The following is a 22,852-nucleotide window of genomic DNA, read 5'->3' as shown; positions in this document are numbered from 1 at the left end:
GTTTTGATGTGTATGCCGAGATATTTTGGAAAAAAAACGGTTGACGGAAAAGTCATAGAAAAGAAAAAAGAAAATACAAAAAATGAAAAAAAGAATGTAAAAAGTAAAAATATAAATCAGGCAAGTGTGGAATTTGAAGATGAAGATACTGACAAGCGCAATTGAGCCAAGTGCAAATTTACATTTAAAGGAAATTTTTAAAAAATGTAAAGTTAAAAATGAAAAGTGTAAAATTGAAGGTGTTTTTGATAAAAGTTTGGGAGAGCCAGTAATTGACAGCAATGAATTCAATGTAATGGGATTTTTTGATGTTTTGCCTAAAATTAAATTGGCTAAACATACTATTGAAGAGTTAACAAAGATGAGTGAAAAAGCAGACAAGGTTTTACTAATCGATGCACCTTCATTTAATCTTAGACTTGCAAAGTCAATTAAAAAAAAATATCCTTCTAAAGAGATAATTTATTATATTCTGCCAAAGGTGTGGGCCTGGAAAAAAGGAAGAATTAAAGAGGTAAATAGATTTGTGGATAAAAAGGCTTATATTTTTCCATTTGAGCGTGAGATATGGAAAAGTGGTATATATGTAGGAAATCCTTTACTCGATGAAATAACTGAATTCAGAGACGATCAAGAAAAAGGAAATGTGGCTTTTTTGCCTGGCAGCAGAAAAAGTGAAATAAAATCGCTTATGCCGGTTTTTAGAAATTTAGCCAAAAAAATTGATAAAAACAAAATTTTGGTGGTTCATCCGGTTTATAAAGATAAAATTAAAGAAATTTACGGTGATGTAAATGAATTTCAGATTGAATTTAATGCAAAAGAAACTCTTTTAAAAAGCGATTTTGCATATATCTGCTCAGGGACTGCAACCCTTGAAGCGGCAATAATCGGAACTCCTTTTGTTTTAATGTATAAAGCAAGGGAGATTGAGTATTTAATTGCAAAAATGTTTGTTAAACTAAATTATGTAGGTTTAGCAAATATTATTTTTGAAAAAGAGAATTTAGGGGAGTTTCATAAAGAATATCTTCAAAAATTTGATATTAATGAGCTTTTGAAAGATTATAAAACGAGCAATTTAGAAGAATTTCAAAAAAAATCAAAAAAATTAAGGGAACTTTTGAAATATGGCAGTTCTAAGAGAGTTGTTGAATTATTAACTGAATAAATTTGATATAATTTTTATTAAAAAGGGTGTAGATGAAAGAACCTATGACCAAATACGGTTTTGAAAAATTAGCAAAAGAACTTGATTATTTAAAAACAATTGCAAGACCGGAAGTTGCAAAAGAGATTGATGCGGCAAGAGAACTTGGGGATTTGAAAGAAAATGCGGAATATCATGCGGCAAAAGAAAAACAGTCCCATATAGAAAGAAGAATAGCAGAACTCAGTGATATTTTAAGCAGGGCCGTGGTAGTGGATCCTAAAGAACATGCGCACAACAGAGTGGCATTTGGAAGCACTGTTTATTTAATAGATCTGGACAGTGACGAAGAGGTAAAATATACAATAGTGGGAGGCCCTGAATCCAATCCTGAAAAAGGACTGATTTCATATAATTCCCCGCTTGCAAAGGCATTAATAGGAAAAGAAGTAGGGGATGAGGTTGAAGTTAATCTTCCGGGAGGAATTAAAGCATATGAAATAGATAAAATATGTTATGAAGATATCTGCTTTAGTTAATGAAAAATTGAAAATGTAAAATGAGGGAAAAATATGGTTTTAAAAGTTAAGAAATTGAGTGATGAAGCAATAATTCCGGATTATCAAAGTGAAGAGGCAGCCGGGTTTGATTTACATTCTGCTGATGATGTTATTATAAAACCGGGTGAGAGAAAACTTATAGGCACAGGCTTGGCATTTGAAATTGAAAAAGGTTATGAAATACAGATAAGACCAAGGAGCGGGCTGGCGTATAAGCACGGAATTACGGTTTTAAATACACCTGGCACCATCGATTCTGATTACAGAGGAGAGATAAAAGTTTTGCTTATAAATTTAAGTGATGAAGAATTTAAAATAAAAAAAGGTGAGAGAATTGCTCAGGCTGTAGTTGCACCGGTGGTTCAGGCTAAAATAGTTGAAGTTGATGATTTAAATGATACAAAAAGAGGCAGTGGCGGATTTGGAAGCACGGGAAAATAAAATGGAGAATGAATAATGGATAATGCGGAATTAAGTAAAGAATATATTTTAAGAAAGCTTGATAAAATTAAACCTGTTTTAAGAAAGAAATATTCAGTAAAAAAAATAGGTATTTTTGGAAGTTTTGCAAATGAAAATTTTAGAAAAGATAGTGATATAGATTTTTATGTTGAATTTGAAGAAAAAAACTTTGATAATGTAACTGGAGTTCTTTTGTTTTTAGAAAAGTTTTTCAAAAAAAAGATTGATATAGTTTATCCTCATAAAAACGCTAAATTTTTAGAAAATATTAAGAAGAAAGTAATTTATGGATAAATCTGATACAAATAAACTTTTAGATTTTATTCTTGAGAGTATTAGGCATATTAGATTTAGATTTCAGCCTATTTCTTGTAGTGATGATTTTTTAAAAAATGAAGAAAATTTAATGAGATTAGACAGTATTTCTATGAGACTTCAAGCAATAGGAGAAGCAGTTAAAAATATTTATAAAAAAAATGATAAGCTGTTATTAAAAGTAAATGATAAAAAATATTGGTCAAAAATTATTAGAACAAGAGAAATACTTTCACATCATTATATTGATGTTGATTCAGAAATAATTTATGAAATATGTGCTAATAAATTAGCTGAACTTGAAAAGTTAATAAGAAAATTAAAGGAACTAAATGATTAAAACGGCTATTGTAGGGGCGAGCGGATATACAGGAATTGAACTTATAAAAATTTTACTTAATCATCCCCATTTTCAGTTGAAGGGACTTTTCGGAAGCGAAGGGGGAGATAGGATAGAAAATATTTATCCTGCTTTAAAAGGTGTGTTTGAGGCTGAAATTGAAAAACTTAACACTGAAAAATTAAAGACATTTGATTTGGTATTTTTGGCTGTGCCCCACAAAACCGCTATGGCAATAGTTAAAAAAATTTATGGATATACAAAAATTGTGGATTTTTCTGCCGATTACAGACTGAATCAGAAAAATTACGAAGAATATTACTGCTCTCATATAGACCCTGTTCATTTGGAAAATGCGGCATACGGGCTTCCGGAAATTTTCAGGGAATACATAAAAAAAGTGTCTCTTGTGGCAAATCCGGGATGTTATCCCACAGCAACCATTCTGGGGCTTTATCCGTTTTTGGATTATATTGAAAAAGATGTGTTTGTAGATGCTAAAAGCGGGGTCAGCGGGGCTGGAAAAGGGCTAAAATCTACAACCCATTTTGTAAAAGACAATGAAAATTTTTTCGCTTATAATCCGGTTAAACACCGCCACAGTATAGAAATAGCTGAAAAAACCGGCCTTAATGTAACATTTGTGCCTCAGCTTTTGCCTATTACAAGGGGTATGCAAATCAGTATTTATGCCAAACTGAAAAAAGATATCGACCCGATGGAAGTTTTAAATGAAGTTTATAAAAATGAAGAATTTATAAGAGTAAGAAACAACCCGGTGGAAATAAAAAATGTGGCTGGAACCCATTTTTGCGATATTTTTGCCATGAAAAACAAAAATATGCTTTTTATCAACAGTGTAATTGACAATTTATTAAGAGGAGCCTCTTCCCAGGCTGTTGCAAATGCAAATCTGCTTTTTGATTTGCCTGAAAACACGGCGCTTCCCAAAATAGCCTATGTACCATAAATATAGTGAGTAGTGAGTGGTGAGTAGTGAGAATAAAAGAGATTGATATAAAAAACGGAGCTGTTTTTATAGCCGATTCGCATTATAAAAAAGGTGATAAGAGCTTTTTAAATTTTTTAAATTTTTTAGTTAAAAAAAATCCTCCTCAGGTTTTTTTTATGGGGGATATTTTTCATCTTCTTTTGCCTTTTGAATATTTAAAAAAATACAATCAAGAAGCGATTGAACTTATTAATAAATTATCTAAAAAAACAGAAGTTTATTATATCTACGGAAATCACGATTTTTGTATTGATGAATTTTTCCCCGCGGTTACTTTTGCAGATGCGTTTACAGACATTGAAAAATCTGTTTATTTATCTCACGGGGATTTGGATAACGAAAGCTTTTTTTATAAATTGTATTCAATGATAATAAGAAATAAAATAACGCTTAATTTGATTCATATACTGAGTTTTAATTTTATAAATAACTGGCTGTTTAAAAAATTTTTGAATAAGAAAATAAAATGTCAAAAAATAGATTTAAATTTAAATATTGCTAAAAAATATGATTATATAATCATAGGGCATTATCATATTTCCAAAAGTATCTCTTCAATAAAGATTCTTCCGTCTTTTTTTTGCAGCGGAAAATATAATATAATACAATTAGATAACAAAATAACATTTAAGGAATTAAATTATGGCCGATGACAAAATATTAAAAGCCGGCTCAAACGAACTGGAGCTTGTCGATTTCAGACTGTTTAAAAAAGATGCAGACGGTAAAATATATGAAGGAATTTACGGTATAAATGTCGCTAAAGTCAGAGAAATAATTAAAATGCCCGAACTTACCGAATTGCCCGGCAGTGAAGATTTTGTTGAGGGAATTTTTGATTTGAGGGGAGTGGTTGTCCCTGTAGTCAATCTTGCCAAATGGATGGGGATAAAAGAGCCTAATGAAAACGAAGCTCCTATAAAAAAAAGAGTAATTATTGCTGAATTTAACAATATGCTTATAGGTTTTATTGTTCATGATGCAAAAAGGATAAGAAGAATTTCATGGGCGGATATAGAACCTGCAAGTTTTGGAGTCGGGCAGGGAAAACTTGATAAAAGTAAAATAACAGGAATTACAAAACTTGAAAACGGTGAAATAATGCTTATTTTGGATTTGGAAAGCATTGTTGAAGAAATGGGGCTTTTTGAAGCAAATCTGGAATTTGAAACAGATAAAATAGAAAAATTTTCCGGTCTTGTGCTTTTAGTAGACGATTCTCTTACCGCAAGAAAAATGGAAAAAGAAGCATTGGAAAAAATGGGATTTGATGTTATTGAAGCTAAAAACGGTGAGGAAGGGCTTCAGAAATTAGAAGAGCTTTATTCTGTATACGGCGATAATTTAAAAGAAAAATTAAAACTTATTTTAAGTGATGTTGAAATGCCGAAAATGGACGGGTATCATATGGCTGCTAAAATTCATAACGATTCAAGATTTAAAAATATCCCTTTAATATTCTCTTCTTCAATTTCGGACGCATTTTCAGACGAGAGGGGGAAAGCCGTCGGTGCTGAAGGCTATCTTGTCAAATTCGATCCGAGTAAATTTTATAAATCTATAGCAGATGTGCTTAAAAATTCAAATAAGGAATAAAAATGGATGATATTCAGGAATTATTGGAAGATTTTTTAATAGAAGCTTTCGAAATGATAGAAGAGATGGACCAGGATTTGATTGAGCTTGAAAATAATCCGGATGATTTGGATTTACTTAATAAAATATTCAGGGTTGCCCATACCATTAAAGGAAGCAGCGGTTTTTTAAATTTTGAAAAACTGGCTCATTTAACCCATCATATGGAAGCTGTTCTTGATAAGGCGAGAAAAGGGGAACTTAAGATAACGCCGGATATTATGGATGTTATTTTGGAATCAGTTGATTTGATGAAAGCAATTCTTGAATATATAAGGGACAACGGGGATGACAGTTCACCTGAAATAGATATTGACGAAGTGGTTAAAAAACTTGATGCAATTGCAAATGGAAAAAGTTTAGGCGGTGAAAACAGTGAAAATGTAAGTAGTGAAAGCAGTGAAAATGGTAAAAATGAAAAAAAAGAAGGAAATGCTGTAGGTAATATTAATCTGGACGAAATTACACTTGAAAATGCGGATGAACTTGATTTGGATTCTCTCTCTCCGGAAGAGCTTGACGCAGTGTTAGAGCATTTGGTGAAACTTAGAAACTCTGAAGGAAATAAAGAAGAAAAAACCGAAGAAAAAAAAGAGGAAAAAAATATTCCGGCTCAAAAACAGGAAACAAAACCTGCAAAGCCACAGGAAACCAAACCTTCAGTTTCAAAGAAAAAAGAGATTAAAAAAATTTCTACCGCCGAACAGACAATCAGAGTTGATGTAAAAAGGCTTGACCAGCTTATGAATTTAATCGGAGAACTTGTTTTAGCAAAAAACAGGCTTATTAAAATTTATAACGACGTGGAAGAAAGATATGAAGGCGAAAAATTTTTAGAAGAACTTAATCAAGTGGTCTCAAGTATATCAATTGTTACAACCGATTTACAAATAGCAGTTATGAAGACAAGAATGCTTCCTATTGGAAAAGTGTTTAATAAATTTCCCCGCCTGGTAAGAGACCTTTCCCGTGAGCTTGGTAAAAAAGTGAGGTTAATTATTGAAGGTGAAGAAACAGAGCTTGATAAATCCATTATAGAAGAAATCGGTGACCCTCTGGTGCATATGATTAGAAATTCCATTGACCATGGAATTGAAGAGCCTGAAAAAAGAAAAGCAAAAGGAAAACCCGAAGAAGGCACAGTTTGGCTTAAAGCATATAACGAAGGTAATATGATTGTAATTGAAATAAAAGATGACGGTGCCGGAATGGACCCTGATGCTTTAAAACAAAAAGCTATAGAAAAAGGGCTTATTACTTCCCAGGAAGCTGAAAATATGAGCGATAAAGAAGCGTTTATGCTTATTTTTAAACCCGGCTTTTCAACTGCTGCTAAAGTTACATCAGTTTCCGGCCGCGGTGTGGGAATGGATGTTGTAAAAACAAATATTGAAAAATTAAACGGTATTATAGAAGTGGATTCAATCCCAGGTAAAGGCACAACCTTTAAACTTAAAATTCCTCTAACCCTTGCTATTATTCAGGCATTGCTGGTAGCCAGTCAGGAAGAGCTTTTCGCCGTACCTCTTTCAAATGTAATCGAAACCGTTAGAATTGTCGAAGAAGATATTTATACAATTGAAGGAAAAAGTGTATTGAAACTGCGAGATGAAATACTGCCTCTTGTTAATATGGCTGATGTTTTTAAAATAGAAAAAGTTCTTGAACCGGATAAATATTTATATGTGGTAATTTTGGGTCTTGGAGCGACAAAAATAGGTTTGATAGTTGACAGTTTTATTGGCCAGGAAGAAATAGTTATTAAATCACTGGGGGAATTTTTAAAAGGAATTCCGGGAATTGCAGGTGCGACAATCAGAGGTGACGGCAAGGTTACATTGATTCTTGATGTGGGCAGTTTAATGAAACTTGCAAAAGAAACACATAACAGGGTTAATGCCACAGCGGCTATCGGAGAAAGTAAAAAGAAAAAGGAAAAACCCGAAGATTATGTTGTAATGATAATAGATGATTCACCGATGGACAGAAAAATAATGAAACAATCACTTGAGCCTCTCGGAGTACAGGTTATAGAAGCCAAAGACGGTATGGAAGCTCTTGAAAAACTCAAAAAAAACGATATCGATGCTATGCTTATAGATATAGAAATGCCGAGAATGGACGGATATACACTGGCTCAGGAAATCAGAAAATACAATAAATACAGAAAACTGCCTTTAATAGCGGTGACAAGCAGAACTACAAAATCGGACAGGGTCAGAGGGGTTGAGGTGGGAATGAATGAATATATCACCAAACCGTACACACCGGAATATTTGCAAAATGTAGTCAGAAGAAATTTGGGATTATAAGGATAATAAATGGGCAGATTAAATGAAATATTAAAACAGCAGAAAAAAGCTTTAGGAAGCGGTGAAGAAAAAAATGTATTGGATGATTATATTCAGGTTGTGGGATTTATAGTTGGAGAAGAGGAATTTGCAGTACCTATTTTATCCATTCAGGAAATTATCAAACCTATAGAATGGACCAAAGTCCCTTTTACTCCCCCTTATGTTTTAGGGGTGTTTAATTTAAGAGGCAATGTTTTGCCTCTGATAGATTTGAGAATAAAATTCAATACCGCCGCTGAGCCGGAAATAGATCCGGATGCCACAAGATTTATTGTAATGAAAATAAAAAACGAAGATGTCGCTTTTATAATAGACAGGCTTACCTCAGCCCTGAGAATTCCCAAAAAAAATATTGCGCCGCCTCCGAGCACCTATGAAAATGATGATGAAATCATAGAAGGTATCGGCAGAATGGATGACGGAAGAATTGTTACAATATTAAAAGTTGATAATTTAGTAAAAAAAGAGGAAATAGTGGGAAATAACGGTTAATCTTTTAAATAAACCGTATCGTTTAATAAAATAAAAAGCTCTCCTAAAAGTTCTTTTTGCTCTTCTCCGTTTAAACTGCTTTTTTTAATTTTGCTTTTTAACAGATGCTCTATTTCATCTATTTCATAATCCAAATCTATTAAAATATCCCTTATTTTTTGAGTTCTTTCAAGAAAATCTATTTTGTAATTTCCGTTTTCATCAAAAGTTATAACCGCTTCGTTGGTATAGCTGAACAGATTATGTTTCATTCCTAAAATTTCCTGATAAGCTCCAACCAAAAAGAATGCAAGATAATAATTTTCTTTGTTTAAATCTACATCATGCAGATAAAGAGGCGTTTTTTTATTAAAAGGTATTTCACCGTCACTGTCGCAGGTGATATCCCAAATTGTGGCACTTCTGTTTGGATTTATATTAAGTTTTGTTATAGGCATTAAAGGAAAGCGCTGTTTTAATCCCCAAAAATCGGGAAGGCTTTGAAAAATGGAAAAGTTTGCTAAATATTTTTCCTGTATTTTTTCATTTATCGCTTTTAATTCTTTATTTTTAAATCCCCTGTATGTCGCAAAAACAATTGCTTTTTTTATTATTAAATTAACCAGAATTTCCGCATTGCTTCTGTCTGTTAAATCTATTATTCCCAAATCAAAGAGTGTTAAGAGGCTTTCAAAATGATCAAGTGCATCATGAAAATATTCTATATAATTAGTTTCATTTATCAGTTTGAATAAATCGAGAAGTTCTTCAATCAAATCCGGATTTTTTTCTTTGAGTCTAAGGGCTTTTTCATTATACTCCTGGGAAAAAAGTTCAATTACAGGCGCTATAAGCACAGTTGAGGGGGAAGCGATAAAGCGGCCGCTTTCTGTATAAATGTCCGGCATAGGGACATTTTTTTTAGAAGCAATTTCTTTTAAAAGATATACAACATCATTGCTGAACTCCCTGATGGAATAGTTTCTGTCCCTTTTATGTTCCCACTGGGAATATTCTATTGCCAAACCTCCGCCTATATTAATGGCGCTTAAATTAACTGAGCCCATTTTTCTGAGGTCTGCATAAATATTTCCGGCTTCCCTTATTGCCTTTTTAAGGGGTCCTATGTCATTTATCTGGCTTCCTATATGAAAATGAATCATTTTAATTTTGTCGATAAGATTTTCTTTTTTTAATATTTCAACAGCTTCAATAATTTCAGTGGAATTAAGCCCGAATTTTGATTCATATCCCCCTGATTTTGCCCATATTCCCACTCCGCTTGTATGAAGCCTTATTCTGATTCCTATAAATACCGGTACTTTTTTATATTCACGGCTTACTTCCAAAATGGAATTGAGCTCGTTAAGTCCTTCTATGGTAATAGTTACGTTATAACCCATAAATCCGGCAATAAACGCAAGTCGTATCATTTCTCTGTCTTTAAAACCGTTTATGGTAATGGGATAATTTTTATTATTGTAAGTCATTGCCAGAATAAGCTCCGCCTTACTTCCGGCTTCAAGGCCGTAATTATAATTTTTGGCTATTTTAATTAAAGGTTTTACAAATGTAGGAAACTGATTGACTTTTAGGGGAAATACAGCTTTAAATTCACCTTTGTAATCAAATTCTTTTATGGCCTGATTGAAATTTTGGTAAAGTGAATTTATCTGTTTTCTTATTAAATGCGGAAAACGAAGTAAAATAGGGCCTTTTATACCCTGAGCTTCAAGGTTTTTTACTATATCAATAAGTGCCGGCTGGTTTGCATAATTTATTCTCAGTCTGTCATTGTCTATAAAAAAATTATTTTCACCCCAAATATTTAGGCCGTAATCCATAAAAAATCCTTTTAATTAAAAGTTAAAAGTTTACTTGGCAACTTGACTACTCACCACTAACCACCCCGCCGTTTTTCAAACGGCCGGGCAGGCTCACAACTCACTACTCACTATTTTATAGTTCTTTTTCAAAAAATTTTCCGCTTTTTAATTCGTCTTCCCCCACAATCAGGGCTTTTTTATAGTTTCCTTTATCCGCAGCTTTTAAATGCGCTTTAAGTGATTTTATTTTAACTTCTGCAAATACTTTTTCTTCTCTTCTAAGTTCGTTTGCTTTTTTTAATATAAAAGGGAGAGCCTCCTGAATTAATGCACCCATATAGATACCGTTTCTTTCGCTGTTTATATAAATCAAATCCATAATTCTTTCAATTCCTATCGCAAATCCGACACCGGGAGTCGGTTTTCCTCCAAGCATTTCAACCAGTCTGTCATATCTTCCGCCGCCGCAAATTGCACTTTGAGCTCCTATTTTATTACTTATAAATTCAAATGTTGTTTTTGTGTAATAATCAAGACCTCTTACTAAGTGTTTATCTATTTCAAAAGGTATTTTTAAAGCGTTTAGCCCTTCTTTTAATTTTTCAAAATCACTCAAACAGTTTTCGCACAGATTGTCTGTAATTTTCGGAGCGTTTTTTAAAATCGTCTGGCATGAAGAGTTTTTACAATCAAGTGTACGAATCGGATTTTGGTTTATTCTTCTTTGGCAGTCTTCGCATAATTTGTCTTTGTTTTTTTCAAGAAATGAAACTAATTTGTTTTTATATTCAGGCATGCATTTTTCACAGCCAAGAGAATTTATTTTTAATGTAAAATCGATGTTTAATTTTTTAAAAATATCGGCTGCAACGGCGATTATTAAAACATCTTCATATACGCTTGATTCTCCGAAACTTTCGATTCCGAACTGGTGAAATTCTCTGAGTCTTCCTTTTTGGGGCCTTTCGTATCTAAACATAGGGCCGAAATACCAAAATCTTTTAGGAGTTTGCACTCTGTCAAATTTATGCTCGATAAAACTTCTTACAACCCCTGCGGTGCCTTCGGGACGGAGACATACATCATTTCCGCCCCTGTCTTTAAACTCGTACATTTCTTTGTTTACAATATCACTGCTTTCCCCGACACTTCTTTTAAAAAGTCCGGTTTCTTCCAAAATAGGCGTTTCTATATATCCGTATCCGTAACTTTCGGCGACTTCTCTTGCTGTGTCGTAAATTTTTAAAAATCTTTTATCTTCGATAATATCTTTCATGCCTCTTAGAGCTTTAATCATCAATAGCCTTTTTATTGAAATTTTATCTAAAATTTTATATTTATAGATGAAGAAACAGCCGGTTTTAATTTGAAGTCATAATCTTTTGAAATTAAAAAATAAGGCATTAATTCCAGATATATATATTTTTTATTAAAAAGTGTTTTTCTGAAATTTATAAATAACTTATGATAATAAATAAAAGGATTATTATCAGTGCTTCCCCCGATTTCATATCCATAAGAAGAGATAAATTTTCTTTTGAAATTAGAAACAGAAAAATTTAAAGAATAATATTTTGTCGGGAAATTTTCTTTATCTGTAGAAATATTTAAATTGGCTCCAAAAATGTTTTTTAAATATTTGAAATAGGCAAAATTGATATTTTCTTCCCAATAATTTTCAAACGGATAATAATTTATTTTATTTGATATTCCAAATTCATTGTTTAAATAAGTTTTTTTATATTCGATTATGTTTTGAAAGAAAAAAATTCTGTGTTTTTTTATTCTTATAAACGGCCTTAATTTAAAAATGATTGACGAATACTCTTTTTTTTTGGCATTGTTTACATTTTTATTTTTTGTTTTAATTTTTTTTACAAAAAATTCGGGCAGTTTAATATTTATACCCACAGAAGCCGAAGGTGTTTTTTGAGTTAATGTATCTTCATAAATTCTTATATTTACAAATGATGTCTCCGTTGAAATTTTTAAAAAGTCCGGTACAAAATAATTTATTTTGTCAATAAAATTTTTTTTATAGCCTACTATTATTTTATGGGTTGAATTAGTGTCATTGATACTGCCGGCGAATAAATTGACTATAATTACAAACAATATAAACTTTTTCATAATCAAATTATATCAAAGGTGATAAATGAATATACTTTTTATAGGTGATATTGTGGGAAAGCCGGGCAGAAAAACGGTAAAAAAATATCTGCCGCTTATAAAAGAAACAGAAAATATTGACTATGTAATAGGAAATTATGAAAATATTACCCATGGATTTGGAATTACAGTTAAAACATATGAAGAGATGAAAAAAGCAGGTATTGATGTTTTCACGGGCGGAAACCATACGTTTGATAAGAAAAAAGATGCACTTACACTTCTTAGTGAAGAAAAAATCCTAAGGCCGCTTAATTATTTTGAAGCACCGGGCAGATGGTATTATGAAGATGAAAATATAATTGTCATAAGTGCTATGGGGAATTTTACGATGCCTTACGGAAAAAACCCTTTTATTGAGATTAAAAATTTTGTAGATAATTTAAAAGAAGAAAAATTTGTTTTTATAGATTTTCATGCAGAAGCCACTGCTGAAAAAAGAACTCTTTTTCATCTGCTAAAAGGAAAAGTTGGAGCGATTATCGGAACCCATACACATATAGGAACCGATGATTTACAAATAAATGATGGGACTTGTTATTTAACGGATATAGGGCTTAGCGGATGCAGGGATAATGTAATAGGCATAAAAGAAAACGCCCCTATTATGAACTCTCTCACAGGGCTTAAGCATAATTTTGACGTGCCTAAGAAATGCAAAACAATTTTTCAGGCGGTTGTTATTAATACGGATGCTAAAAAATCGATTTCAGCCAAAAAATATAAAGCTTTTGATGATGGAGAACTTATTGTAACGCAGGAAGCGAAAGTAGTGAGTAGTGAGTTGGGAGTTGTGAGTTGTGAGTAGTGAGTTGGGAGTTGACAAGTTGCCAAGTTCCAAGTAGCCAAGTTTCAAGTGAAAAGTGAAAAATGAGCGCAAATGAGTAAAGCGAATTAAGCTCATCTGGCTGCTTGAAAAGCGGCCATGATGAAAAGTGAAAAGTGAAAAATGAGCGAAAATGAGCAAAGCGAATTAAGCTCACCTGGCTGCTTGAAAAGCGGCCATGGTGGAAAATGGAGGAGAGATGGAATTTAGCAATTCATATGAACTGTTAGAAGAACTTAGAAAAAAAGAGCTGTTAAAAAATAAGCCAAAATACTGGTGGCCTAATGTAGGTACTTTTGAAGTGGTGGTAGGGGCGGTTTTAACGCAAAATACTAAATGGGAGAATGTTGAAAAAGCGTTAAATCAGTTAAAAATGAAAAGTGAGCTTTGCTCATCTGGCCGCTTTTCAAGCGGCCGTGATGGAGAATGGAGAATTGAAGAAGTGGCAAGTTTTGAGCCTTCTTATTTGGCTGAGCTTATTAAATCTGCCGGATTTTACAATCAAAAAGCAAAAAGACTGATAGCACTTTCAAGAAATATTTTAAGAGATTTTGGTGATTTTGAAAATTTTAAAGAAAATGTAACCCGTGAGTGGCTTTTAAGCCAAAAAGGAATAGGATTCGAAACGGCTGACAGTATATTATGCTATGCCTGTTTCAAAGAAACTATGGTTATGGATGCATACACAAAAAGACTCCTTAAGAAAAAAGGCTTTGAGTTTGAAAGTTATGATGATATGAAAGAGTGGTTTGAGCGGGGAGTGGAAGAAAACTGGGGTAAATTGGCTGAAATTTATGAAAACGATTTGAATTTGTGTTATGCAAGGTTTCATGGTAAAATAGTGGAGTTTATGAAAAATGGATAAACTTTTTTTTAACGGGGTTGAAATAAAATATAAAATAATAAAAAAGCCTATAAAGCATATTTATTTAAGAATTTATGATTCTCATGTGGAGGTTAGTGCAAACAGATTTGTGTCAAATGATTTTGTAAAAAAGTCCATTTTAAAGCATATTGACCACATAATTGAAAAACAAAAAAATGTGAATTATTATTATCTTTTTGGAAAAAAATATATAAAAAACGGAATTGACGAAAAAGAAATCTATAAAAATAAACTGCCTGAAGTTATTTTGCCGATTGTTTATAAGTATGCTAATAAAATGAATCTGCATCCTGCTAAAATATCTTTTAGATTCAATAAAACAAGATGGGGAAGCTGCAGTTATAAAAATTCCGTCAGTTTTAATTATTTTCTTGCAAAACTTCCTATAGAGCTGATTGAATATGTTGTTGTGCATGAACTAGCCCATATTAAACATAAAAATCACGGCAGGAATTTTTGGACTTTGGTTGAAAAGTATCTGCCGGGCGTCAAAATCAGACGTAAAAATTTGAGAAAATTTGAAAAAATAATTTAAGGAGACGGGATGAAAGAAATTTATTTAATTGTTATTTTAATTGTTGTTTTAGCTTTTGTGGCTATAGGCTTTATGTATTATGTGATGAATAAAACAAAATCGGAAAATGAAAAAGTCAAAGCCGAGTTTGAAGAATTGAATAAAATATACGGACAAACAAAAGAGAATTTTCAAAATCATATGGCTCAGGCAGCCGTTATGCAAAAAGAGATTGAAAATTTAGAAGAAAAAATAAAAGAATATGAAAATCTAAAAACAGAATATGAAAAATTAAGAAACGAAAAAAACAGACTTTCTGAAGAAAAATCGGCTTTCAGTGAAAAACTTTCGTTTTTGGAAGAGATAAAAGAAAAATATGACGCTCTTTTGAAAGAAAACCAAAAAGACAAAGCGTTAATAAAAGAACTTCAGACAAAGCTAAATGAAGAGCAAAAAGCTTACGAAGAAAAACTCTCAATTATCAAAAAAAGCGAAGAAGAGTTAAAAACGGCTTTTGAAAATGTTGCAAATAAAATTTTAGAAGAAAATGCCAAAAAACTTTCAAACGACGGTATTAAAAATTTTGAAAATATATTAAATCCTCTTAACAATAATTTAAAAGATTTTAAAGAAAGAGTAAATAAACTGTATGAAAGTGAAATTAAAAACATATCTTCACTTTTTAATGAACTTAAGAATTTGAAAGAATTAAACCAGCAGCTAAGCCAGGATGCAAATAATCTGACAAAAGCCTTAAAAGGGGATGTTAAAAAGGTTGGAAACTGGGGTGAGGTTGTGCTTGAGAGAATACTTGAAATGAGCGGTTTAAGGGAAGGGGAAGAGTTTAAAAGGGAAGTGGTGTTTAAAGACGGAAATAAAATATTAAGACCGGATGTGGTAGTATATCTTCCAAATGAAAGAATTGTCATAATAGATTCAAAAGTCTCTTTAAATGCATATGACGAATATGTTGGGGGAAAAGAAGAAGCGCTTAAAAATCATCTGATTTCGGTAAAAAGACACATTGACACACTGGCCGAAAAAAAATATGAATCCCTAAATCATAATTCACTTGATTTTATTTTAATGTTTGTACCGATTGAAGGGGCTTTGATGCTGGCACTTGAAAATGAGCCGGGTTTATTTGAATATGCATTTAAAAAAAGGATAATTTTAACATCTCCTACTACCCTTTTGGCTGCTCTTAGAAGTATTGAAGTTTCCTGGAGATACGAAAAACAGGCAAAAAACATTGCCGAAGTTGTTAAATCTGCCGAAAACTTATACGATAAAATAAGAGGTTTTATAGAAGATTTTGAAAAAGTGGGAGACTCAATAGACAAAGCCGGCAAATCTTTTGAAAGCGCAAAAAACAAACTGATTACCGGAAGGGGAAATGTAATTTCACAAATCAGCAGATTAAAAGACAAAGCGGGGATTAAACCTAAAAAAGAGTTGCCGAAAGATTATGTTGAAATTGCAAAAATAGAAAGTGAAAAATGAAAAAAAGATTTACATACTGGATAGTTTTGTTTTTAGCCGATTTAGGAGTTTGCTTTTTTGCCCCGAGATTAATTGAAAAAAATCTGTTTTTAGAAATTTTAGGGGTTTTGTTTATAATTTATGCCGTTGTCTTAAATTCGATTGCAGGAAGAACACTAAAACTTTACGGGCATAAGGAAAAATCAGAAAAATTTTCCCCTCCGGATAAATTTGTTAATATTGGAATTTTCAGCTGTATGAGACATCCCGGGCAGTTCGGAAATATGTTTTTGATGGTAGGAGTTGCTTTTTTAAGCTCTAAATTAATTGCTATTTTATTTTCAGGCTGGCTTGTATTTTTAGGGGCTATGTTTATTTTGTTTGTGGAAGAGAGCGAAGCTATTAAAAAATTTGGCGAAAATTATTGCAAATATATTGCAAAAACACCTCCATTTAGATTTTCACTTAAGTGCTTGAAAATGGGGATTGAGGTTATCAGAAATAAACCTTTTGTAAAATATTGAATAATCTATCCCTTTCTTTTTGAATATCTTCATTGCAATTATTTAGATTTATTAATAAATTTTTTGCTTTTTTGAAATTTTTTATTTTCAAATACATAACGGCCAAATCGTATTTTATAACACAGCTTTTTGGGTATTTAATTGAAAGTTTTTGCATTTTATTTAATAAATTTTTTGTTTCGGACGGGTTTTTGTTTATTGTATCTATAATATTTTCAAATGTTTTTTTATCAAAATGTTTCATACTTATATCCGCATTGTCAAATAATTTTGCACTGAAAGTAATATAATGGGGGGCTATATCTTCTATAAAATTAGAGGCTGTATCATATGCAAGGGTGATGGCTTTTTGATTAAAATCTAAATATGCTTTATATTCTTTTGTTTCATTTGGGTAAATTTCTTTTATATTTTGACACGCGTCGTCTATTGATAATTTTTTATAGGTTTTTGAAAAAAGTAAATTACTGTTTTTATCTTTTATGTTTAATTTGGTTTTAAGAGTAATTTCTTTTTTTTCGCATTTTATTGTGGTAAATTCAGATTTACAATATATCCGTTCTTTATAAATAAAGTTATTAATTAAAATATAATTACCGTTTTGATAGCTGTTTTTTCTGATATTTTTAAAATTTTTTAAAGAATAATGAATCGGGTTTGAATAGTTGCAGAAAAATCTGCCTCCTATTTCCCTACAGGGATAAAGGGTTACTTTACATCTGTTGTTTTTATAGATTATTTTTACTTTTTTGTAATAAAAAATATCATTTTTGTTTATTTTTTCTGTTCCGCTCAAAACAGATTTGTAATTTGTTGGATTTATATGAAAATAGTCTGGTTTTATATTATTAACAACTTTTATTTTTTGAATAATTTTGTCTTTAAGGTCTGTTTTGTCATTTTGAATTTTATCTATTTTTATAAATCTTATTTTTTCGTTTTGTATTTCATTGGGTTTTGCAACTGCATAAATATTTATCTGCTTTTCGCTACAAGCGGTAAAAAATATTAAAAACAGTAAAAATATTAATTTCCCATTTTTCATTATCCATTTTACATTCATTTAAGCTCCCCCCACCTTTTTCCAAAACTAATTCCTACTTTTAAAGGTACTTTTAGTTTTACAACATTTTCCATTATTTTTTTATATTCTTCGGCTTCACTTTCATCTTCTATTTCAAAAATAAGTTCGTCGTGGATTTGAAGAATCATTTTTGCACTTGGGTTAAAATTTTTAATATCAAGCATTGCTTTTTTAATAATATCTGCCGCACTTCCCTGAAAAATTGTATTAACCGCTTCTCTTTCAAACATTGCCAATGTCCGCGCGTTTGCACTTGCAAAATCGAAAAATCTTCTTCTTTTAAAAAGTGTTTCCACGAATCCATTATCCCTTGCATTTATTTTGATTTTTTCCAGAAAATCTTTTACTGTAGGGAATGATGAAAAATATTTTTCTATAAATTCTTTTGCCTCTTTTATGGAAACATTTATGGTTTCACTGAGCTTTTTAGGCCCCATTCCGTAGATTAGACCGAAATTTATAGATTTTGCAATACTTCTTGTGGTTCCTATAATATCGGCTGTTTTCTGGTGTATGTCGGCATTTTCCAAAAAAGCTTTTATCATTGAAGAATCTTCACTGAAATGTGCAAGGAGTCTAAGTTCAATTTGGGAATAATCAAGGCTTACAAAAAGCTTATCTGTATAAAAAGCGTTTCTTATGTTTATTTCGGTTGATGTCGGGATGTTTTGAAGATTTGGATTTTTGCTTGAAAGTCTTCCCGTGGATGTTCCTGTCTGAAGAAAATTGGTGTAAATTTTATGGAATTTGTCTTTTTTTGCATGCTCGCTCAGCGGTATTATATATGTTGAAAGTAATTTGTCAAATTTTCTGTATTCAAGCAGTTTTTCTATTATAGGATGAGCGGATTTTAATGATTTTAACACTTTTTCATCGGTGGAAAATCCGGTTTTTGTTTTTCTTTTTGCAGGAAGTTTCAAGGTTTCAAAAAGTATGTATCCAAGCTGTTTAGGACTTTTTATATTAAATTCGCTTCCCGCAAGAGAATAAATCTCTTTGGTAAGGGAGTCTAATTTTTCGGTTATTTTTTTCTGGAGTTTATTCATATATTCTATATCAAGTTTTATCCCCTCGTTTTCCATATCAATTAACAAATTTATAAATTGCCACTCAATTTCTTCCAAATCCCATTTAACTTCTTTCCATAATTTTTCTTTTAGTTTATGATACAGTTTTAATGTTATAAAAGCATCTTCGGCGGCATATTTGCAGGCACTTTGGATGTCTATATTTGAGAAATTTTGATTTTTTCCCACAACTTCCTTAAATTTTATATTTGTATGCTCAAGATATCTTTTCGCAACACTGTCAAGCCCTACCGGAGAATCGGGGTCAATTATCCAGGCAAGAATCATTGTGTCGGCAAACGGGGCGGGGGTGTCAATTCCGTATTTTCTCAACATTTTAAAATCAAATTTTAAATTGTGCCCTATTATTTTTTTGGATAATAATTTTTTAATCGCTTCAATTGCTTTATTTTCGGGTATCTGTTTGGTAACCCCAAGATAATTATGATTCACAGGCACATAATAGGCCTCATTTTCCCTAAAGGCAAAACTGAATCCGACTATATTGGGATTTTCAAGAGAATCGGTTTCTGTATCGAATGCCACAATTTCATCTTTAATTGAATCAATCATCTCAAAGAGCTCTTTTTCATTTTCTATTAAAACGGCGTTAAATTCAATTCTTTTTATCTCGGGTGCTTTAGTTTTAACAAAAAGGCCGTCTTTTTTTACTCTGTCCACTATGCTTTGAATATCAAGATCTATAAGTTTGTCGGCCACTTTCAAAACAGGGTTTATTTCAGGGTATTTAAATTCTTCTAAATTTATATTTTCAAACAAATCTGTTTTTAAGGTTACAAGCTTTCTACTTAAAAATGCACTCTCTTTTCCATCAAGGAGTCTTTTTTTTACAGCCCCTTTTATTTCATCAATATAGGCGTATATATTTTCAAGCGTATGATATTCGTTTATGAGTTTTGAGGCTGTTTTTACTCCTATTCCTCTGACTCCGGGGACATTATCGCTTGAATCTCCGACTAATGCCTGAAAATCTTTAAAATCTTTTGGATAAACCCCGAATTTTTTAAAACATTCAACTTCGTTTATTTCTGTTTTTTTAATTGGGTCAAAAATCACTATTTTATCATCGTCAATCAACTGATACATATCCTTATCATGGCTTACTATTTTTACTTTTATCCCGTTTTTAGCTGCTGTTTTGGCTAAGCTTGCAATTAAATCGTCACTTTCAAATCCGGGTTTTTCTATCATCTTAAAACCCATTTCCTTAATTAAATCTATGGCAATCGGAAGCTGGGCTTTAAGTTCCTCAGGTGCTTCCGGACGGTTTGCCTTATAATCTTTATAAAGTTCTTTTCTAAAAGTTTCTTTTTCTTTTGAATCGAGTGTAAATACCACATAATCGGTTGGAAAATCACGCCCGAGGCTTGCTATAAAATTCATAAATCCTGTAATCATTCCTGTAGGAATGCCTTTTTTGCTTTTAAGCGGAGGCAGGGCGTAAAAATTTCTAAATAAAAATCCGAATGTGTCAATAATTGTAAGTGTGGTCATAAATTGCCTTTTTTGTTAAAATATTAGCATAATTTTAAAGGATGGGTTTTGGAAGCAATAAAAAGACTGGTTATAAAAACAGCTATAAATAAGATTAAATATATTGGAAACAGTAAATTCTGTGTGGTGGATGAAGAAAATACATTAAGAATATATTCTATTGAAGATTATAAACTTGTTGGAGGATTTAGGATAAAACTTCCTAAAAATAGACCTTTGGAAAACGGTGTGGATATTTCTGAGAATGGCAAATATTTGGCGATTGCCGTTGACGGAAAGAAAAAAACATCTGTCTGGGATATAGAGAATAAAAAACAGCTTTTTTTGCTTGGATGGCATAAAGGAAATGTATTAAGCGTAAGTTTTGATATAGATGAAGAATATATTTTAACAGGCGGAGAAGACGGCAGGGCATATTTATGGTCAATATCTACCGGAAAAATGGTAGGGGCACTTCCTCCGCATGCCGATTATATACTTTCAACCGATTTCAGCCTGAATTCTTTGTGGGCTGCCACAGGAAGTTATGACAGAAGCATAACTATTACAAACATTGCGTCAATGGATTTGTCTTTCAGAAAAAAATCACACAGAGGCGCTGTTACAAAGCTTAAATTTATCCCCAATCAACAGATGATAAGCGGAGATAAAACAGGGGAATTGATTGTATGGAATTATGCAAAAGGAAAAGTCTTAAAAAGGCTGCCCAATATGACCGATCAGATTGTTGATTTATGCATAGATAAAAATGGCAGGTTTCTTTTTGTTGTTTCCACTGATAAAAAAGTGGCTTTATATTCTCTGGAAAACTATGAACTGATAACAAATGAATTTATTAAACTCCCTTCAGAGCCAAGTTCTATAGAATATATTAAAGATAAAAATTATCTGCTTGTAGGAACACTCGATGGGGATATATACATTTATGATTTACTTTCAGAAGAGAGGGAACTAAGGTCGTTAATTTCTTCCAAAAAATATTCTATGGCTTATGAGCTTATAAACAAAAATCCTTTTTTACAGTCTACAAACGCATATAAGCTGCTTGAAAACGAATGGAATAAAACATTAAATATAGCTCATAAATTTTTGGAAAAAGGTGATATCGAAAGTGCAAAAGAGCTTTTTAAACCTTTTGCGGATATCCCTGTAAAAAGGGCCATCATACAAAATTTGCTTAAGGATTTCAGGGAATTTGACAAATTTAAAAATGCGGTGTTTACCTTAAAATATCCTTTGGCATATTCTCTGGCCAATCAGTATCCTTCATTTAAAGATACAATTTATTATAAAAAAATGGAAGACGACTGGAAAAAAGTTTTTGATTTGGCAAAAGAGGCAATGTTAAAAGAAAACAATATTGAAAAAGCAAGAGATTTATTAAAACCTTTTAGGGGAGTTTCTCAAAAAACACCGTTAATTCAGGCTCTTTTTAATGAAAAGCAGCTCTATAATTTATTAAAAGAAAAACTGGCAAAAAAAGATTTTAAAGAGTTTTTTATTTTAGTTAAAAGATTTCCGTTTTTAACAGAAACTGAAGAATATAAAAGAGCAATAAATTTTGCAAAAACACTTGATCAGAATATTCAGATTTTATTAAAAGACGGAGATTATAAAAAAGTTTTATCTTATGCCGAGATTTTGGAAAATTTTCCCGGATATGAAGAAAAAGCAAATGAAGATAAAGAGAAAGCAAAAATTTTAATGGATTTTCAAAGACTGCTTGCATCAAAGGATTATCATGCAATTTTCGAATATGTAAAAATGTATCCGTTTTTGGAAGATGTAAATGATTTTAAAGAGATTCAAAACGAAATAAAAGAAAAACTGGCAATTGCGGAAAAATTTGCCGCAAAAGGCGATATCGAAGCTATTTTAAATACCGTAGGGGATTTATTTAAAATTAAAGAATATTCTATAAGAATTGCCAATTTAATAAAAAGTGCGTATTTACAGCAGATTATTTATCTTTTGGCTAAAAAACTAAAAGGCGAAAAAGTTGACGATAAAATAATCAGAGCTTTTAAAAGATATATAAATTTATTCGGTTTTGATTTGGAAATAGGGGATATGATAGAAAAAGCCAAAAAATTGAAAATAAATGTTGATTTAAGCGGAGTAAGTGAAGGGAATATAAATAATTTAATATATAAAAATCTGCCTTTTAGAATTTACGAATAAGTTTTAAATCGCTTTTTTTATTTATATTAATTAATTCTTTATTGTTAATTTTTATTTTTTTGGGATTTATTTTAAAAAGTCTCAAATCTGTTTTAATCGATTCTTTTATTTTCGGCAGCATTGTATAATCATAATATCCGATTAAGGGATTTTGTGAAGCTGTAGCGTGTGAAAAAAGGAGCTTTTTTATTGATTTTTCAGATATTAAAGGGGTGTCAACACTTAAAACAAAAACTTTTTTTTCTTTTTTTATAATTTCTTCCAAAGCAAAAATTGGAGCGTATATTTTAGATTTTTCTATAAAAAAAGGGTAATTTTTAAATTTTTTGTTTTTTGCCACAAAACAGACCTTTTTAAATATTTTTTTACATTTATCAAATTGAATTTTATAAAAAAGTTTTGATTTATCCTCACCGAACCTGCTCGATTTTCCACCCACTAAAATAAAACATGTAATATATATTTCTCTTTTCACTACT

At 31.4% G+C, this 22,852-nt stretch carries 23 protein-coding genes; 17 read left to right on the top strand and 6 right to left on the bottom strand.

What is annotated here, in order from left to right:
- The first annotated feature begins 6 nt into the window (after positions 1-6).
- The 11 genes from DZ67_RS10540 to DZ67_RS0102245 are packed head-to-tail and all read left to right on the top strand — an operon-like array spanning position 7 to position 8,320.
- A complete protein-coding gene (locus DZ67_RS10540) occupies positions 7-165 on the top strand; it encodes a hypothetical protein (RefSeq protein WP_156919563.1) in 159 nt (52 codons plus the stop codon).
- Positions 140-1,171, top strand: coding sequence for a lipid-A-disaccharide synthase (lpxB, locus tag DZ67_RS0102290; RefSeq protein ID WP_024791746.1), 1,032 nt, complete (start codon positions 140-142; stop codon positions 1,169-1,171). The genes DZ67_RS10540 and lpxB overlap by 26 nt, the downstream gene beginning before the upstream one ends.
- Before the next feature lie 32 nt (positions 1,172-1,203).
- Positions 1,204-1,689 (top strand): transcription elongation factor GreA, encoded by a 486-nt coding sequence (greA, locus tag DZ67_RS0102285; RefSeq protein WP_024787076.1) that lies wholly within the window; start codon positions 1,204-1,206, stop codon positions 1,687-1,689.
- A 33-nt stretch (positions 1,690-1,722) separates the two neighbouring features.
- Positions 1,723-2,151: a dUTP diphosphatase gene (gene dut, locus DZ67_RS0102280; protein WP_024791745.1), complete on the top strand. Its 429-nt coding sequence runs from the start codon at positions 1,723-1,725 to the stop codon at positions 2,149-2,151.
- Between the two features lie 15 nt (positions 2,152-2,166).
- Positions 2,167-2,466: a nucleotidyltransferase family protein gene (locus DZ67_RS0102275; RefSeq protein WP_024787074.1), complete on the top strand. Its 300-nt coding sequence runs from the start codon at positions 2,167-2,169 to the stop codon at positions 2,464-2,466.
- Positions 2,459-2,827, top strand: coding sequence for a HepT-like ribonuclease domain-containing protein (locus DZ67_RS0102270; protein WP_024787073.1), 369 nt, complete (start codon positions 2,459-2,461; stop codon positions 2,825-2,827). Before DZ67_RS0102275 ends, DZ67_RS0102270 begins: the two co-directional genes overlap by 8 nt.
- Positions 2,820-3,797, top strand: a complete 978-nt coding sequence (argC, locus tag DZ67_RS0102265; RefSeq protein WP_024791744.1) for an N-acetyl-gamma-glutamyl-phosphate reductase — start codon at positions 2,820-2,822, stop codon at positions 3,795-3,797. Before DZ67_RS0102270 ends, argC begins: the two co-directional genes overlap by 8 nt.
- Positions 3,798-3,823: 26 nt before the next feature.
- Positions 3,824-4,492: a UDP-2,3-diacylglucosamine diphosphatase gene (locus DZ67_RS0102260; protein WP_024787071.1), complete on the top strand. Its 669-nt coding sequence runs from the start codon at positions 3,824-3,826 to the stop codon at positions 4,490-4,492.
- The gene (locus DZ67_RS0102255; RefSeq protein WP_024787070.1) at positions 4,482-5,435 is read left to right on the top strand and encodes a chemotaxis protein; all 954 of its coding nucleotides are present in this window, start codon (positions 4,482-4,484) and stop codon (positions 5,433-5,435) included. Before DZ67_RS0102260 ends, DZ67_RS0102255 begins: the two co-directional genes overlap by 11 nt.
- Before the next feature lie 2 nt (positions 5,436-5,437).
- The gene (locus DZ67_RS0102250) at positions 5,438-7,786 is read left to right on the top strand and encodes a hybrid sensor histidine kinase/response regulator (RefSeq protein ID WP_024787069.1); all 2,349 of its coding nucleotides are present in this window, start codon (positions 5,438-5,440) and stop codon (positions 7,784-7,786) included.
- Between the two features lie 9 nt (positions 7,787-7,795).
- On the top strand, positions 7,796-8,320 hold the full coding sequence (locus DZ67_RS0102245) for a chemotaxis protein CheW (protein ID WP_024787068.1): 525 nt from the start codon (positions 7,796-7,798) through the stop codon (positions 8,318-8,320).
- Here the strand turns inward: DZ67_RS0102245 and speA are convergent.
- The 3 genes from speA to DZ67_RS0102230 all read right to left on the bottom strand — a co-directional run bounded on the left by speA (position 8,317) and on the right by DZ67_RS0102230 (position 12,240).
- Positions 8,317-10,143, bottom strand: a complete 1,827-nt coding sequence (gene speA / locus DZ67_RS0102240) for a biosynthetic arginine decarboxylase (RefSeq protein ID WP_024791743.1) — start codon at positions 10,141-10,143, stop codon at positions 8,317-8,319. The two genes, DZ67_RS0102245 and speA, sit on opposite strands and share 4 nt — an antisense overlap.
- Before the next feature lie 115 nt (positions 10,144-10,258).
- A complete protein-coding gene (gene hisS, locus DZ67_RS0102235; protein ID WP_024791742.1) occupies positions 10,259-11,422 on the bottom strand; it encodes a histidine--tRNA ligase in 1,164 nt (387 codons plus the stop codon).
- Positions 11,423-11,448: 26 nt separating this feature from the next.
- Positions 11,449-12,240, bottom strand: a complete 792-nt coding sequence (locus tag DZ67_RS0102230; protein WP_024787066.1) for a hypothetical protein — start codon at positions 12,238-12,240, stop codon at positions 11,449-11,451.
- A 40-nt stretch (positions 12,241-12,280) separates the two neighbouring features.
- Here DZ67_RS0102230 and DZ67_RS0102225 point away from each other — a divergent pair, with 40 nt between their 5' ends.
- The 5 genes from DZ67_RS0102225 to DZ67_RS0102195 all read left to right on the top strand — a co-directional run bounded on the left by DZ67_RS0102225 (position 12,281) and on the right by DZ67_RS0102195 (position 16,526).
- Positions 12,281-13,102 (top strand): TIGR00282 family metallophosphoesterase, encoded by an 822-nt coding sequence (locus tag DZ67_RS0102225; protein WP_024790652.1) that lies wholly within the window; start codon positions 12,281-12,283, stop codon positions 13,100-13,102.
- A gap of 217 nt (positions 13,103-13,319) precedes the next feature.
- Positions 13,320-13,985 (top strand): 3-methyladenine DNA glycosylase, encoded by a 666-nt coding sequence (locus tag DZ67_RS0102215; protein WP_024787064.1) that lies wholly within the window; start codon positions 13,320-13,322, stop codon positions 13,983-13,985.
- The gene (locus tag DZ67_RS0102210) at positions 13,978-14,541 is read left to right on the top strand and encodes a M48 family metallopeptidase (protein ID WP_024787063.1); all 564 of its coding nucleotides are present in this window, start codon (positions 13,978-13,980) and stop codon (positions 14,539-14,541) included. Before DZ67_RS0102215 ends, DZ67_RS0102210 begins: the two co-directional genes overlap by 8 nt.
- Positions 14,542-14,550: 9 nt before the next feature.
- Positions 14,551-16,023, top strand: a complete 1,473-nt coding sequence (gene rmuC, locus DZ67_RS09690; protein ID WP_051428162.1) for a DNA recombination protein RmuC — start codon at positions 14,551-14,553, stop codon at positions 16,021-16,023.
- Positions 16,020-16,526 (top strand): methyltransferase family protein, encoded by a 507-nt coding sequence (locus tag DZ67_RS0102195; RefSeq protein ID WP_024787062.1) that lies wholly within the window; start codon positions 16,020-16,022, stop codon positions 16,524-16,526. The genes rmuC and DZ67_RS0102195 overlap by 4 nt, the downstream gene beginning before the upstream one ends.
- Here DZ67_RS0102195 and DZ67_RS0102190 read toward each other — a convergent pair.
- Entirely contained in the window at positions 16,498-17,589 is a 1,092-nt protein-coding gene (locus DZ67_RS0102190) for a hypothetical protein (RefSeq protein ID WP_024787061.1), read from the bottom strand. The two genes, DZ67_RS0102195 and DZ67_RS0102190, sit on opposite strands and share 29 nt — an antisense overlap.
- On the bottom strand, positions 17,586-20,192 hold the full coding sequence (polA, locus tag DZ67_RS0102185) for a DNA polymerase I (RefSeq protein WP_024787060.1): 2,607 nt from the start codon (positions 20,190-20,192) through the stop codon (positions 17,586-17,588). Before polA ends, DZ67_RS0102190 begins: the two co-directional genes overlap by 4 nt.
- Positions 20,193-20,240: 48 nt before the next feature.
- On the opposite strand from polA, the gene DZ67_RS0102180 reads away from it, so the two are divergent.
- The gene (locus tag DZ67_RS0102180) at positions 20,241-22,373 is read left to right on the top strand and encodes a hypothetical protein (protein ID WP_024791741.1); all 2,133 of its coding nucleotides are present in this window, start codon (positions 20,241-20,243) and stop codon (positions 22,371-22,373) included.
- Here DZ67_RS0102180 and DZ67_RS0102175 read toward each other — a convergent pair.
- Positions 22,357-22,848 carry an NTP transferase domain-containing protein gene (locus tag DZ67_RS0102175; RefSeq protein WP_024787058.1) on the bottom strand — a complete coding sequence of 164 codons (492 nt, stop codon included), beginning with the start codon at positions 22,846-22,848 and terminating at the stop codon, positions 22,357-22,359. The two genes, DZ67_RS0102180 and DZ67_RS0102175, sit on opposite strands and share 17 nt — an antisense overlap.
- Between the last annotated feature and the right edge of the window lie 4 nt (positions 22,849-22,852).

The sequence above is a fragment of the Lebetimonas sp. JS138 genome, assembly GCF_000523335.1.
Taxonomy (GTDB): Bacteria; Campylobacterota; Campylobacteria; order Campylobacterales; family Nautiliaceae; genus Lebetimonas.
The sequence above is the reverse complement of the archived record's forward strand: the minus strand, read 5'-3'. Positions and strand labels throughout refer to the sequence as shown.

What these genes read in the sequence shown, in the direction of transcription:
- DZ67_RS0102245 (WP_024787068.1), top strand. Translation starts at nt 7,796, where the DNA reads ATGGGCAGATTAAATGAAATATTAAAACAGCAGAAAAAAGCTTTAGGA.
- DZ67_RS0102255 (WP_024787070.1), top strand. Translation starts at nt 4,482, where the DNA reads ATGGCCGATGACAAAATATTAAAAGCCGGCTCAAACGAACTGGAGCTT.
- lpxB (WP_024791746.1), top strand. Translation starts at nt 140, where the DNA reads ATGAAGATACTGACAAGCGCAATTGAGCCAAGTGCAAATTTACATTTA.
- DZ67_RS0102215 (WP_024787064.1), top strand. Translation starts at nt 13,320, where the DNA reads ATGGAATTTAGCAATTCATATGAACTGTTAGAAGAACTTAGAAAAAAA.
- polA (WP_024787060.1), bottom strand. Translation starts at nt 20,192, where the DNA reads ATGACCACACTTACAATTATTGACACATTCGGATTTTTATTTAGAAAT.
- DZ67_RS0102195 (WP_024787062.1), top strand. Translation starts at nt 16,020, where the DNA reads ATGAAAAAAAGATTTACATACTGGATAGTTTTGTTTTTAGCCGATTTA.
- dut (WP_024791745.1), top strand. Translation starts at nt 1,723, where the DNA reads ATGGTTTTAAAAGTTAAGAAATTGAGTGATGAAGCAATAATTCCGGAT.
- DZ67_RS0102225 (WP_024790652.1), top strand. Translation starts at nt 12,281, where the DNA reads ATGAATATACTTTTTATAGGTGATATTGTGGGAAAGCCGGGCAGAAAA.
- DZ67_RS10540 (WP_156919563.1), top strand. Translation starts at nt 7, where the DNA reads ATGTGTATGCCGAGATATTTTGGAAAAAAAACGGTTGACGGAAAAGTC.
- DZ67_RS0102270 (WP_024787073.1), top strand. Translation starts at nt 2,459, where the DNA reads ATGGATAAATCTGATACAAATAAACTTTTAGATTTTATTCTTGAGAGT.
- DZ67_RS0102250 (WP_024787069.1), top strand. Translation starts at nt 5,438, where the DNA reads ATGGATGATATTCAGGAATTATTGGAAGATTTTTTAATAGAAGCTTTC.
- speA (WP_024791743.1), bottom strand. Translation starts at nt 10,143, where the DNA reads ATGGATTACGGCCTAAATATTTGGGGTGAAAATAATTTTTTTATAGAC.
- argC (WP_024791744.1), top strand. Translation starts at nt 2,820, where the DNA reads ATGATTAAAACGGCTATTGTAGGGGCGAGCGGATATACAGGAATTGAA.
- DZ67_RS0102210 (WP_024787063.1), top strand. Translation starts at nt 13,978, where the DNA reads ATGGATAAACTTTTTTTTAACGGGGTTGAAATAAAATATAAAATAATA.
- DZ67_RS0102190 (WP_024787061.1), bottom strand. Translation starts at nt 17,589, where the DNA reads ATGAATGTAAAATGGATAATGAAAAATGGGAAATTAATATTTTTACTG.
- rmuC (WP_051428162.1), top strand. Translation starts at nt 14,551, where the DNA reads ATGAAAGAAATTTATTTAATTGTTATTTTAATTGTTGTTTTAGCTTTT.
- greA (WP_024787076.1), top strand. Translation starts at nt 1,204, where the DNA reads ATGAAAGAACCTATGACCAAATACGGTTTTGAAAAATTAGCAAAAGAA.
- DZ67_RS0102275 (WP_024787074.1), top strand. Translation starts at nt 2,167, where the DNA reads ATGGATAATGCGGAATTAAGTAAAGAATATATTTTAAGAAAGCTTGAT.
- hisS (WP_024791742.1), bottom strand. Translation starts at nt 11,422, where the DNA reads ATGATTAAAGCTCTAAGAGGCATGAAAGATATTATCGAAGATAAAAGA.